A 13,553-nucleotide genomic window follows, 5' to 3' on the forward strand; every position below is an offset into this window, starting at 1 on the left:
GAGCAACCATTCAACACAAAAATAGAGCAGCAATTCTCCACTATCGAGAGAATCGCTGCTCTATTTTATTTTTATTCAGCCTGAGAAATGGATTGTGGAATCTCCTGAGACGATCGTTTTTCTACAAACAATAGATCACCAACCCCATGCTCTGTTTGAATTTTTTTCAGTTGGGCCAAAGCTTCTGCTTCTGTATTAAAATACCCAGCTTCCACTAGGAATAATCCCTTCTGATCCTTTAATACGCGCACGTTCTCTAACCCGTATAACATCTCTTCAGCCATACCTTGACTCTCGCCGGAAGGCTCTGAGCTTGTTCTAAGTGAATAGATAGAAGTTCCTTCTTCCACGTCACCCTTCTTATCCTTCAATGTAATCGCCACCTGTGCCGGATCCTTATATTCCTTTACCTCATAAGCAACTGGCTCTTTGAAGGTTACATTGAAACGTATCATGGAGTCATCCAATGTAATTAAAGGATAAGCATCTTGAACATACTTACTTTCTTTTAATGTCTCAAGATCTTTAACAGCTGAGAAGTTCCTTGCCCCACTCACGGTTACGGTCATTGTATAAGGATTGTCAGTGAATTTTACGTTATAAGAGCTTGCAAGGTCTTGTGTATTGTCCGAATTTGCAAAGTTTAAAATCATTTGATCACTGTTCTTCTGATGTTTCAACGAAATGAAATTGACATCTACTCCATCCTGAATCGTGCCGCCGCCTGCACTTCCATCCGTAAATTTCAATACACTTACCAGCTTACCTAGAACGGGCACTTGATTCATACTATCCGCGAAAGCGGGTACCGTATTTACACCCACTGTAAAAGAAATGATAACTGCTGCTGCAACTGATCCTGTCCATTTTAATCCGCTCATTTTTATTCCTCTTTTCTGTTGTTTATAGCGTTTTCCTCTTTCAATACCTTTTCGAGAAGCTTGTGATAGTTCTTCGGGGATTTCAATATCGTTGTATGCTTTCTGTAAACGTTCAAGTTGATTATCCAAAGTACTCACTCCCCTTCATATTAATTTTTAATTTCCCTAATCCCCGATAGATGACGGTTTTCACCGTACTCTCTGGCATGTCCAATACCCCGGCAATTTCCTTTATGGGCAAGTCTTCAAAATACCTCATCACAATGATCATTCTTGATCTTTTATCAAGAACTCTTAGCGCCTCCTGAAGATCAATGACATCCTCTATGGGTTCTGAAGCGTAGCTGCCTTCGGGATCTTTCTCCATATACACGATTTTTTTAGATTTTCGGATAAAGTCCAAGGCACAATTGACGGCTATTTTTGTGAGCCAAGTTTTAAAATATTGGGGTTGCTGCAGTTTATGAATTGAGATGAACGCTTTATAGACGGTCTCCTGTACAATCTCCAGCGCATCATCCTTATTCCTCACATAGGAGTACGCCATACGGTAAAGACGTTCTTGCATCCCGTCTATCAATGCAGTAAAGCTGTCTTCATCACCCGCTATCGCCTTTTCCTCCAGCTCTGTTGTATTCAAGTTCTCACTACCTTTCATGTTGCTTATATTTTTTAGACGCACGTGATATTCAAAAAGACTCAAATGGATTTAAAAAAATGGCCCTCTCTCCCGAGAAGACCACCTAAGTAATTTATTATAATGTTAGATCTTATCATGTATCCAAATGCTGTACGTTAAACAATCTCGCATAACTTCCGTCCAGTCCCATTAGTTCCTCATGTGTACCACGTTCTGTGATTTCACCGTTCTCAAGCACCACGATCTGATCAGCATGTGTAATGGTAGACAGTCTATGCGCAACAATGAGTGTAGTTCGTTCCGACGAGAGGGATTGCAGAGCTTGTTGAATTAAATGCTCTGATTCCAGATCCAGCGCTGACGTAGCTTCGTCTAATATAAGAACCTTTGGGTCTTTAAGAAACACCCTTGCTATGGCTACCCGTTGCTTTTGCCCACCGGACAGCTTCACTCCACGTTCTCCCACTTCTGTATCATAGCCTAGCGGCAGCTGCTCAATAAAATCATGCGCATTGGCAGCTCTCGCCGCCGAGAGGACTTGCTCCTCTGTAGCATTAGGATTGCCGAACAAGATATTATCTCGTACAGACCCACTAAATAAGAAATTATCTTGAAGCACCATCCCAACAGCTCTTCGCAAACTCTCCTGCGTCAAACCCTGTATATCCTGACCATCCATCTGGAGGCTACCTTTGCTTATGTCATAGAATCGCGGGATCAAGCTTATGAGAGAGGACTTCCCGCCACCACTCATTCCAACAAAAGCGACCGTCTGACCAGGTTTGATACTTAAATTAATATCCTTCAGTACCCAATCATTTTCTTCGTTGTATTTGAACCAAACATTATGAAAATCAATTTCACCACGTGCATTCGTCAGAGGTCTTGCTCCCGGTTTATCCACGATATCATAAGGCTCGTCCAGCAGCTCAAGCACCCGTTCAAGGGAAGCCGAGGCTTGCGTGAGCACTGTCGAGGAATTAATCAATCGACGCAGCGGCGCATACATCCGGTCCAGATAGCCGAAGAAAGCAACAAAGGTTCCCACAGTCAAATTACCATGAATCACTTGATAACCACCGTATCCGATGACTAGCAGTGGTGCAATATCCGTTAGTGTGTTAATAATCGCGAAGGTAATCGCATTCCAACGAGTTTGAGCCATCGCTTTTTTGAGAAAGTTACCGTTGATATCTTCGAACTGCTTCTGATCCACTTTTTCCATGGTGAAGCTGCGGATGATCGAAATGCCTTGAATCCGTTCATGAAGATAGCCTTGAATGCCAGCCAGAGCCTGTGAACGGTCTTTCGTTAACACTTTAAGTCGTTTATATAGTTTACTTACCGCAAAGGCGTAGAAAGGAAGTACAGCGATAGATACTAACGCCAGCACTGGATTCAAATAAAACATAAAACCAAGCGCAAACACTAGCGTAAATAAATCCAGCCATACATTCATCATTCCGACTTCTACTAAATTTTTAGTCTGTTCCACATCATTTATAAATCTCGAAATCGCTTCACCCACTTTTGTATTCTGATAATACCGCAGCGATAACCGCTGTAAGTGACTGTATAGCTTATTCCGCATATCGAACAATATCTTACTTGTGATCAGCTGGGCAAAATACTGCCGGTAATACTCCACCGGTCCCCTTACAATTACAAATAAAACAAAAGCGCCTCCGAGGATGAGCATCAATTGCGATACCCGCTCCTGGGCACTCATGGCAGGGTTCATCAGCAGATCATCGACTACGTATTTCAGAATCATAGGCAGTGTCAACGGGATGCTGAACTTGATCATACCTATAAAGAGCGTAAACACAATCCATTTCATGTAAGGCCGTACAAAAGTAAAATATGATTTCCATTGCTTCACAGGGATATTCTGTCCTTTCTCTTTACTGAGTTGCTAAGTACAGTTGACTTTTGCGCTCTACAGTGTTTTTATATTTTTAAGTCCATAAGTACGATAGCAGTACCCGAACTTCAGGAGGATAAAGATGTCTAGACAATTTGTGACGGAAGCCGTCATGATGGCGATTTACGGCCAGCTTCTCATATCGAGCAGCCCTGTAGAATATATAGTGCCTTATACGACCGTGATGGAATTATACGAACTGCGGGACAGTGATGATCCGTTAATGAACCGTCCAGATGATGACAAGCATGTTAAACTCAAGATTGGTGAGCTCATTGCCTATTTTGAAGAGCCACTTAATGCTAAAAAAATCAACCGCTGTCTGGCCGTTCCTTGGGCAAAAAGCTCTGGTATTCTACTAGGCGGACAATCAAAGATTACCATCATTAACAGCATGGATACCGCTGTCTACGGCGAAACGTTCGATCCTATCGAAACGGAGCTTCTATTGTCCTCACAACGTGAGAAGGTGCCTATTCTTACAGATCAATTCGAGCTGATTCAACGCATTATTGAAGGTGGAGTCCCTGTTCAAGTATACGACATTGACGATTTCGATTTTGCTATGGAGGAAGAAACGTTTCGCAATTCGCACTGATTATATCAACACTAGAAAAAGCCCTGCCTTTTGGCAAGGGCTTTTCACATTAGTAAAAAAAACAAAATTAAGACATTTAAACCTGTACTCCGCCAGGCACCGATTTGGCTTCATACTTATATTCAATGTCATCGTCTGCCTCAGAATACACAATAGTTAAGCCGTAACCTTCCATATACCATAAGTCCTGCTCTTCCATGTAGAACACAATATCGTCTTGTTCAACTTGTATTGCCGGACGTCCTGGTGCCTCCGTCCCGATACCCAGTGAGAAACCAGGGTGAAGTCCACCTCCCGAGCTATAGCGGGGAAATAAACGAATATAGTCTCCATTCTTAAGATCCAGTTCTCTTTTAAACCAAGCTGCCGCTGCTTGACTAATTTCCATGTTCATCTCTCTCAGCTCCTTTGTATAGTCTAATCATACTGAAAATGAATCGATATTCAAATACCTTTATACAATTAATGTTTTCCCAAGCTCCTCAAAAATTAGTTTGACAACTTTGCGAAGCGAGTGATAAACTCTGATCATAACTAACGGTCTACTAGTTATTACCAAAAGTTATTATTAAATCAATGAAAGGGGTGAGCGCGGTGTTTACGAAGTTACAGCCATATCAAATAACTATTGTTGGAATTTCCAATCAACCGAATACCGAAGCAGCCCAAGTGGTGAAACCATCCTGAAGTTCCCTGCGAGTGTAATTGATCGTATAACTTTAGTTCTTGAAGGTCTCTCACATGCCTGGTGCTGTATAGCACCGTGCGCATGATAGCTGTAAATTACAGGCATATCGTCCGTTTTCGGATGATATGCCTTTTTTGTCGGTTGTCATCTTTGAAGGACGACAACGTCGTTTTTTCTTGGCTGTCGAGATAACCACTTGCGCTTTTTTCCAACATCACAGCTAGTACTTTAACTCGAAAGGAAGGGATTTACTTGTTCTCCGTTCTCCGTAATCTCGGCTGGTTCTTTCGCCGAGAAAAAAGGCGTTACCTGATTGGCCTTATCTTACTTATTGGTGTAGGTGTTCTTGAATTATTCCCCCCACGTCTGCTAGGCAATGCCATTGACGACATAGTACGCGGTTCTATTACTACAGCATCGTTAGCCAAGTATATCGGTATGATCCTCATTTTGCTGCTAGTCATTTATTGGATTACCTACATATGGATGCACAAATTATTCGGAGGCTCCAACCTCGTAGAGCGCCTGCTGCGCTCGAGATTTATGAATCATTTGATGACCATGACCCCGTCGTTTTTCGAACGCAATAGAACCGGCGACCTGATGGCTCGGGCAACCAATGATATCAGAGCTGTCTCAGCTACCGTTGGATTCGGGATGCTCACCCTGGTGGATTCTACAATTTACCTCACTGTCGTACTATTCGCAATGGGTTTTCTTGTCAGCTGGAAGCTGACACTTGCAGCAGTCTTACCATTACCACTAATTGCAATAGCTATGATTTTTTATGGTAAAGCGATCCATGATCGTTACAGCTTAGCACAAGATGCGTTCGGAGATATGAATGATCAGGTTCTCGAGTCTGTCTCAGGTGTGCGAGTTATCCGTGCTTATGTACAAGAAAGACTTGATGAGAAGAGATTCTCGGATATTACAGAAGATGTATACAACAAGAACATGGCCGTCGCCCGTGTCGATGCCTTCTTCGAACCGACGATTCGGTTCTGCGTAGGGCTCAGCTACATTATCGGTCTTACCTATGGGATATATCTTGTGTTCCGTAATCAGATCACCCTAGGGGATCTTGTCTCCTTTAACATGTACCTCGGAATGATCGTTTGGCCGATGTTCGCTATTGGAGAGCTTATTAACATCATGCAACGTGGTGGTGCTTCTCTCGAACGTATTGATGAGACGCTAAACTCCAAAGCGGATGTTCAAAGTGCGGCCAATCCGGTTCAAGTTGCTAACCCTACCCGAATTGAACTTAACGATGTGACCTTCCGTTATCCCTCATCGACGATTGACAATCTAAGCAATGTCAGTCTGACCTTAAACCAAGGGCAAACACTAGGTGTAGTCGGTCGTACGGGAAGCGGTAAATCAACCCTCCTCAAACAGCTGCTTCGTGAATATCCGACAGGTAATGGTGAAATTCTCATCTCTGGAGTTCCGATTCAACAGATTTCATTGGATCAGCTACACAGCTGGATGGGTTATGTTCCTCAAGAACAGATCTTGTTCTCCAAATCAGTACGTCAGAATATTCAATTTGGTCTAGACAACGCGGATGACGATACGATCATGAAAGCTATCACAGCTGCCGCCTTCCAAAATGACTTAGGAACATTATCCGATGGTTTAGATACGTTGGTTGGTGAACGTGGAGTATCCTTATCCGGTGGACAAAAACAACGTGTATCCTTATCCAGAGCCTTTATCGCAAATCCAGATGTACTGATTCTGGACGATGCCTTATCCGCTGTTGATGCTCGTACTGAAGCTCAGATCATTGAGAATATTCGCCAAGAGCGTGCGGGAAAGACTACATTGATCTCTACGCACCGCCTCTCTGCTGTTCAACATGCCGACATGATCGTCGTACTTGATAACGGACATATCGTTGAACGTGGTACGCATCAAGAGCTGCTGGATATGAATGGCTGGTACCGCGAGCAGTATGACCGGCAGCAAGTAGAGAATAATTTATCGAATGATTAAAAGACATACTAGCTATGACTAAGCAAAACTTTTAGGAGGTGTCACCGTTGACAAAGAGTACAGGCAAACGCCTGCTTGAATACGCATTGACCGCAAAAAAAACCTTTATCGCAGCCCTTCTACTCCTCTCCATCGGGGTAGCGGCTGAACTGGCAGGTCCATTTATTGCCAAAAGCATGATTGACAATCATATGTTGGCCATCGAAAAGCCTTATTTTAGTACTGCATCACCTGATGAGGCAGTTCAGTATAACAACGCTTATTACAAACGCGGAGACCGTTTTGAACCCGGGGAAGCTAAGGGTCAAGAAATTCGCATTCTTCAATCGGGACGAAGTTTCTACTTTATCAATGAAGCCGTAACACAATCCGATGGTGAGAGAAAGTTCAGTAATGGTGAAATGCATATCACGCGCGGCCAGGACGAAGTCATCTATCCTGCTGTTAAACTTTCAGCGGATGAACTGTTTGATTTTTACAAACCTGAGCTCCCTGGTATTTATCAGCTGGTCGGTTTGTACGCTATCTTCCTGGTCATCTCGATCTTTGCCGAATTCGGTAAAACCTATTGGCTGCAATCTTCGGCGAATCAGGTAATCCGAAAACTACGAACAGATGTGTATGCGCATATCCAGCGACTTCCGGTTTACTTTTTTGACAACTTGCCAGCAGGTAAGGTAGTGTCACGTGTAACTAATGATACCGAGGCGATTAAGGATCTATTTATTGCCGTTCTCTCTAATTTCAGTACTGGTATTATTAATATTACTGGTGTATACATCGCCTTGTTCCTGCTCGATGTTCGGCTAGGTCTGATCAGCTTGTTCATCATCCCGATTCTTATTCTTTGGATCGTGCTCTACCGCAAAATAGCTACAAAATACAATACGATCATCCGCTCACGTCTGAGTGAGATCAACGCTATCATTAATGAATCGATTCAAGGAATGTCCATTGTTCGTATATTCCGCCGTCAGAAGCAGCTTGGTGAAGAATTTGAGCATCTGAACGATGACTACTTGAAATATCAGAATAAAATGCTGAATCTGAATGCCTTCACCTCCCACAACCTGGTGAACTCTCTACGCAGTCTCTCTTTTGTGATGGTGCTTTGGTATTTCGGACATGGCAGTATTACGGGTTCTACATTTGTATCTTTAGGTGTTCTATACGCCTTCGTCGATGTGCTTGGACGTTTGTTCCAACCGATTACAGGTATGGTGAATCAGCTTGCAAATCTCGACACTTCTATGGTGTCTGCGGGTCGTGTGTTTACTCTTATGGATGAGCCTGGGGAGAATGTTACCGATGGTTCCATGCCGCGCTATAAAGGAAAAGTGGAGTTTAAGAACGTATCTTTTGCTTATAAAAAAGACTTCGTCCTTCGCGATATTTCCTTTGAAGCACGCCCAGGCGAAACTGTTGCTCTAGTAGGTCACACCGGTTCCGGAAAAAGCTCGATCATCAACTTATTATTCCGGTTCTATGATCCACAGAAAGGTGAAATCACGATTGATGGCCAGAAGGTTACAGATATTCCGAAGCAATGGCTACGCAATCACATGGGGATTGTTCTTCAAGACCCTTACCTCTTCACTGGCACTATTGCTTCCAATGTCAGCCTGGGGGATGAACGAATCTCACGCGAACGGGTTGAACGGGCTTTACGGGAAGTCGGAGCAGATAAATTGCTGGCCCACCTTCCTCAAGGTTTTGATGAACCGGTTATTGAAAAAGGGAGCACCCTTTCTGCAGGTCAGCGGCAATTGATTTCGTTTGCCAGAGCGCTCTCCTTCGACCCAGCTATTCTGATTCTTGATGAAGCTACCTCCAATATCGACACGGAGACAGAAAGCGTCATTCAAGATGCATTAGAAGTCCTCAAAAAAGGACGCACCACATTCATCATCGCACACCGTCTTTCCACGATTCGTAGTGCAGATCAGATTCTTGTTCTACATCATGGTGAGATTGTAGAGCGCGGTAGCCACGATGAGCTGATGGCACTCGGCGGTAGATACTTCCGGATGTACCAGCTACAAGTAGGTGCTGGTTCTAACAGCATAGACAATAACAATGGTGCACCCTCCCGACCTTCGTTAGGCAGCTTGCAACCATCGTTAGAGAAGATGTAATCGATCCCCTGAGTCACATCCTGTGATTCAGGGTTTTTCTATACTTGATATTAGAACGTTTGTTCTGTAAAATGAAAAATAATACATATAGGTGAAGGAGGCTTTTGATGCGTACATACACTATAACTAAGAAGCAAGCTCGATTTTTTCTCCTGGCTCACCAAAAGTTAACTAGGGGCGCTCTTCCTGCCGGTAAACTTAGTATTTATGATTACGTTCGTCACGTAGGCTGTATCCAATATGATCCACTTAACATCGCAGGCCATAACCATGAGCTTGTCCTCCAAGCACGAGTTCCCGGTTTCACACCTGAGCAAGCCCAAGAGCTACTGTATCAAGACCGACTTCTATTAGATGGCTGGGACAAGAACATGTCCATTTATTGTACAGAGGACTGGCCTTATTTTAAACGTAGAAGAGAGGCATCAGCCACACACCATCGGGCCAATGAGCCAGTAATGGCTACAGTAGAACAGGTTCGTGGAGAGCTATTAAAGCGCGGTCCCCTCTCCTCTCTGGATCTAGATGGTAAGGACAAGGTGGATTGGGCTTGGGCTCCGGCTAGATTAACACGGGCCGCTTTGGAAAGTATGTACTTTTGGGGAGAAGTCGTCGTTCATCATCGTGTTCATACCCGTCGGTATTACGATTTCACTGAACGCCTGCTTCCTCATAATCTTTTAAACACTGAAGACCCTAACCCCACTGATGAACAATTTCATGATTGGTATGTGCTGCGTAGAATAGGTAGCATCGGACTGTTATGGAATAAATCTGGCGATGGATGGCTTGGAATTTCTGGTCTAAAGAGCAAGGAACGTACTGAAGCGATTCAAAGACTGTTAATGGCAGACAGTCTCAGAGAAGTTCTAGTGGAGGGTATTAAGCTTCCACTCTACATCCGTAGCATGGACGCTCTAACTTTAGAAGCTGTAATACAGCAGGAGTCTGAAGATGCTGAGAGTCATTCAAGTTATTCGTTTGCGGCTGTCTTAGCTCCACTCGATAACTTGATATGGGATCGAGAGCTGATCCGACAATTATTTGGATTTCATTACCGCTGGGAAGTCTATAAACCAGCCTTGGAACGGGAGTATGGTTATTATGTACTGCCTATATTATATAATGATCGTTTTATTGCGAGATTTGAACCGGTGATGGATAAGAAGAGCCAAACATTGAACATTATGAATTGGTGGTGGGAACCCGGTGAACACCTAACGCCAGAGATGCTTCCGGCATTAGGCGAAGCTCTATCTGCACTGTCACGCTGCGTTAGAGCTTCTAAGATTCATTTTAGACCGGAGGTTGTAGAGGAGTGCGGATTAGAAGGGTTATTAGTGCAAAGTTTCCTCTTCTAACCCCAGTTTCGTGAACATTTCTGTACAATAGCCTTGTAATTTGATCTCTAGCCTTCTTGCCTTATTTTTGAATCGTTTTAACTCCTCAATCATTTTCGCCCTTCCAGCGGGGGTGAACGTTTCTTGTATCCGTTCCTTGAAATAATCATGAACGATATGGTTACGCTGCTTCCACACTTCTTCTAGCTGAGCGGTTTCTTGCTCTGAGAAAGGAAAGTGATGCTGAATTTCTTTGATGAGTTGACCGAGAGAATTGCTGAGTTTTCGCTGATACAAATCAGTCAGATCTGCTTCAGTGGGCGTCTTCCCTTGTGATAATTTGGTGAGCAATAACAAATTGGTCAACTGCTGTTCTAGAGCTTGACCATAATAAACTGCTAGTCCAAAATACGCAAATAACTCCTTGGATTGTTCACTCTCTGGTACTTGTGTATGCTTCATCTTTCCCCTCCACTTCTGTTCGGCCTGCCAGAGCTATAATAAACTGATATCATCCAGGTGAATCGGAGAAGTTTATGTTCGCTTCATATCTACTGTTAATTCTCCAGTTCCCTACATATTTCCTCTTCTAGAAACGAAATTTAATCTAGCCTTGTGCTAAAAAGAAAAACAGACCATGCTGTACATCCACAGCAATGGTCTGGTCATTTGCTTATTATATAGTTAGGTTGGGTATACAACCTTACGCGTATACTTCAACCGCATCGCTAATCAAACGGCATGCCTCAGCACATCTACGGCAGGCATCAATACATTCCTGACAATGTGTATGTATATGCTTGCTGCTTTCATCTGCACAGGCTTCACAAATTTCGGCACACAGACGGAGAATTCCGGCTACAAACGGACTTTGGCGAGTCATCGCTTGTACGGCATATGAACAAATATCCGCACATTCACGATCTAGCCGCATGCTTTCACGCAGAGAAGCAAGATCATATTCTTTTAGGCTTGAGACATAGCTATAATTACAGGCATTCATACTTTCTAAACAAGCGTCAATGCACTCCTGATATTGAATTCGGGTCATAGCCTTAAACCTCCTGTATTTTTATAGGGTATGCGATACTATTAACCTACAAGATTAGGAATGAACCATTACAACTTCTGACAAGGAGATCTGATTATAGACTTCTCTTAACTGTACTAGGACGAACGAAGGTACGTCCCTCCATCTCCAGTAATCTAGTGCGCAGTTCATTTGATGAGAAATGTTCGCCGATAAATACGGCAACGTCAGGCACTTCGCCTTGTGGTGTGATTTTCATAAAATCAGCTTCACGATAGGCATATTGGAAAAGAAACCGGCTGGAGGTGTCATTAAAGGTCACAATACCTTTAGCTCTATAAACATCACGTGGTAATTCCTTAACGAACTGTTCGAATTCTTCACTGTTTACTGGACGTTTAAAATAATGTGTGTACGCCATCACATGATCGTGGCTAGTATGTGTGCCACCAGTAGTGTGTTCATCTTCATCATGCAAGAAGCTTTCGCTCGCGTCCTCAACCTCTTCCAGCTGTTTATCCGTAAGAACTCCACCTGCATCACGCAGCAGTTCCTCCGGTTCCACCTCACAACGCACAGTTGGCAGAATGGGTGCATAAGCGTTCCATTTCCGCAGTACAACGTTAACCTCCTCCGCCTCTTCAGCGGTTACACGGTCAATTTTATTCAATAGCAAGACAGAAGCGCAGCGAATCTGCTCCTGCATCAAACGATAAGTTGCCCCCTGCTGTGCGCGATACAGTTCAAGAAGATGCGCGGCGTCAACGACGGTGATCAAGCTTTTCAGTTCTACTTTTTGATACAACGAAATCTCGGTTACGCCATCCACAATTTCCAGCGGATTGGCAGCGCCTGTTGCCTCGATCACTACGACATCCGGAGTCTCTTTCTTGATCAGTGTTGCGAGTTCTGTACTAAGATCACTTCGGATAGAACAGCATATGCATCCACCAAGTAGTTCTGCCATAGGGACAGTTTGCTCAACTAGCAATCCATCTAAATTCACTTCACCCAGCTCATTCATCACGACTGCTGGGCGTAAACCCTGATTTTTCCAAAGATCTAGTAGGCGCTGCAGCAGTGTTGTTTTGCCGCTCCCCAGAAATCCTGACAATATATACACAGGTACGACCTGTTCCATGTTTCATCGCTCCCCAGCAAATTACAGTTATGTGTAGCGAGTGTACTACATGCGCGCGAAGCACGCAAGCGGCACCCCAAATTCCTGCTGAATTTTGTGAGTACAAGTAAGCTTGTCTTTACTTCTGCCATACCCTATCATGATAACATCTCTAATCTAGGAGTTGAGCCATTTGTCATCTGTTGAAGAACATCGGAAAGAAGCGCCTCAAACCGTTTCCTGCTATATCATTACTGTCTCGGACACCAGAACTATTGAAACAGATACCGGAGGAGCTTTGATTAAATCTATGCTCGAAAAAGCCGGGTATGAAGTGATAGGCAGCACCATTACGAAAGATAATTATCAGAATATTCGTGAGCTATTGTATAAATGTGTTGACCACGCCGGAATAGAAGCTGTACTCCTGACAGGTGGAACAGGGATTTCTCCACGGGATACGACGTATGAAGCTGTTGCCTCTTTGCTAGATAAAACATTACCTGGCTTCGGTGAAATTTTTCGGATGCTAAGCTTCACAGAGGACATCGGTTCGGCAGCTATTCTTAGTCGAGCCATTGCAGGCACCATGGGAAAGACCGCTATCTTTTCTATGCCTGGCTCAACTGGAGCCGTAAAACTGGCTATGGAACGGTTAATTATCCCGGAACTTCGCCATGTTATGCGTGAAATTTACAAGCGTTAAGCAAATACCCATTTTTAAATACAATAGACAAACAACCAAGCAGGCTTTTGTTCTGTGCGTATAATACGGTAAGTCCACACACAAAAGGAGCTGAAGGAAATGTCTGAATGTCCAAAATGCCCGGCCCAAACGGTTACTGACCCACCTAAGGTGGTTTATCAAGATCACTTCCACCCACAAGTAGTAAATGTGATTCATCCAGTTGAAATCGTAAGACGTCACCACTGTGTACCCGTACCTCGCCATTGCTACACTTATTCTGTTAAAGATGTATTTGTTGATAACTCCATGATGCCTAGAGGCGGAAGATAACTCTACTTCACAACACTATTAAAAGTCCCCTATAAATGAGAGACAGACCCGTGCAAAATGCATTGGGTCTTCTCTCGCTTTTTTCTGTAGAAAACATTTGACTGCTTGTGTATTATTCTATTTTCATAGATTCGCTGCTCTGTGTATTTAGATTATATTCCCAGAGGCTGTCGGACCC

At 43.6% G+C, this 13,553-nt stretch carries 13 protein-coding genes; 6 read left to right on the forward strand and 7 right to left on the reverse strand.

Features of this window, described 5'->3' with window-relative positions:
- Positions 1-71 precede the first annotated feature (71 nt).
- From NSS87_RS17640 to NSS87_RS17650, 3 genes are all read right to left on the reverse strand, one after another.
- A complete protein-coding gene (locus NSS87_RS17640; RefSeq protein WP_149647276.1) occupies positions 72-1,010 on the reverse strand; it encodes a DUF4179 domain-containing protein in 939 nt (312 codons plus the stop codon).
- The gene (locus tag NSS87_RS17645) at positions 1,003-1,521 is read right to left on the reverse strand and encodes a sigma-70 family RNA polymerase sigma factor (RefSeq protein WP_042194048.1); all 519 of its coding nucleotides are present in this window, start codon (positions 1,519-1,521) and stop codon (positions 1,003-1,005) included. The genes NSS87_RS17640 and NSS87_RS17645 overlap by 8 nt, the downstream gene beginning before the upstream one ends.
- A gap of 133 nt (positions 1,522-1,654) precedes the next feature.
- A complete protein-coding gene (locus NSS87_RS17650; protein WP_042188932.1) occupies positions 1,655-3,403 on the reverse strand; it encodes an ABC transporter ATP-binding protein in 1,749 nt (582 codons plus the stop codon).
- A 124-nt stretch (positions 3,404-3,527) separates the two neighbouring features.
- Between NSS87_RS17650 and NSS87_RS17655 the strand changes: the two genes are divergently transcribed.
- Positions 3,528-4,043 carry a hypothetical protein gene (locus NSS87_RS17655; protein WP_042128412.1) on the forward strand — a complete coding sequence of 172 codons (516 nt, stop codon included), beginning with the start codon at positions 3,528-3,530 and terminating at the stop codon, positions 4,041-4,043.
- Between the two features lie 76 nt (positions 4,044-4,119).
- Here NSS87_RS17655 and NSS87_RS17660 read toward each other — a convergent pair whose 3' ends face one another.
- Positions 4,120-4,437 (reverse strand): HesB/YadR/YfhF family protein, encoded by a 318-nt coding sequence (locus NSS87_RS17660; RefSeq protein ID WP_339241698.1) that lies wholly within the window; start codon positions 4,435-4,437, stop codon positions 4,120-4,122.
- A 546-nt stretch (positions 4,438-4,983) separates the two neighbouring features.
- On the opposite strand from NSS87_RS17660, the gene NSS87_RS17665 reads away from it, so the two are divergent.
- From NSS87_RS17665 to NSS87_RS17675, 3 genes are all read left to right on the forward strand, one after another.
- On the forward strand, positions 4,984-6,732 hold the full coding sequence (locus tag NSS87_RS17665; RefSeq protein ID WP_042188935.1) for an ABC transporter transmembrane domain-containing protein: 1,749 nt from the start codon (positions 4,984-4,986) through the stop codon (positions 6,730-6,732).
- Positions 6,733-6,779: 47 nt separating this feature from the next.
- Positions 6,780-8,867: an ABC transporter ATP-binding protein gene (locus tag NSS87_RS17670; RefSeq protein ID WP_042188937.1), complete on the forward strand. Its 2,088-nt coding sequence runs from the start codon at positions 6,780-6,782 to the stop codon at positions 8,865-8,867.
- Between the two features lie 107 nt (positions 8,868-8,974).
- On the forward strand, positions 8,975-10,228 hold the full coding sequence (locus NSS87_RS17675) for a winged helix DNA-binding domain-containing protein (RefSeq protein ID WP_339241701.1): 1,254 nt from the start codon (positions 8,975-8,977) through the stop codon (positions 10,226-10,228).
- Here the strand turns inward: NSS87_RS17675 and NSS87_RS17680 are convergent.
- From NSS87_RS17680 to NSS87_RS17690, 3 genes are all read right to left on the reverse strand, one after another.
- Positions 10,205-10,669: a hypothetical protein gene (locus NSS87_RS17680; RefSeq protein ID WP_042188942.1), complete on the reverse strand. Its 465-nt coding sequence runs from the start codon at positions 10,667-10,669 to the stop codon at positions 10,205-10,207. The genes NSS87_RS17675 and NSS87_RS17680 overlap by 24 nt on opposite strands.
- 241 nt (positions 10,670-10,910) lie before the next feature.
- On the reverse strand, positions 10,911-11,258 hold the full coding sequence (locus tag NSS87_RS17685; RefSeq protein WP_042128424.1) for a four-helix bundle copper-binding protein: 348 nt from the start codon (positions 11,256-11,258) through the stop codon (positions 10,911-10,913).
- Positions 11,259-11,352: 94 nt separating this feature from the next.
- Positions 11,353-12,378 carry a GTP-binding protein gene (locus NSS87_RS17690; protein ID WP_339241704.1) on the reverse strand — a complete coding sequence of 342 codons (1,026 nt, stop codon included), beginning with the start codon at positions 12,376-12,378 and terminating at the stop codon, positions 11,353-11,355.
- Between the two features lie 172 nt (positions 12,379-12,550).
- Between NSS87_RS17690 and NSS87_RS17695 the strand changes: the two genes are divergently transcribed.
- Together NSS87_RS17695 and NSS87_RS17700 are read left to right on the forward strand one after the other, a co-directional pair.
- Complete coding sequence (locus NSS87_RS17695; protein ID WP_339241706.1) at positions 12,551-13,063, forward strand: MogA/MoaB family molybdenum cofactor biosynthesis protein; 513 nt, start codon at positions 12,551-12,553, stop codon at positions 13,061-13,063.
- 99 nt (positions 13,064-13,162) lie between these two features.
- On the forward strand, positions 13,163-13,375 hold the full coding sequence (locus tag NSS87_RS17700) for a hypothetical protein (RefSeq protein WP_081951146.1): 213 nt from the start codon (positions 13,163-13,165) through the stop codon (positions 13,373-13,375).
- The last annotated feature ends 178 nt before the right edge of the window (positions 13,376-13,553 follow it).

The sequence above is a fragment of the Paenibacillus sp. FSL F4-0243 genome (genome assembly GCF_037963295.1).
In the GTDB taxonomy this organism is placed as follows: Bacteria; Bacillota; Bacilli; order Paenibacillales; family Paenibacillaceae; genus Paenibacillus_AQ.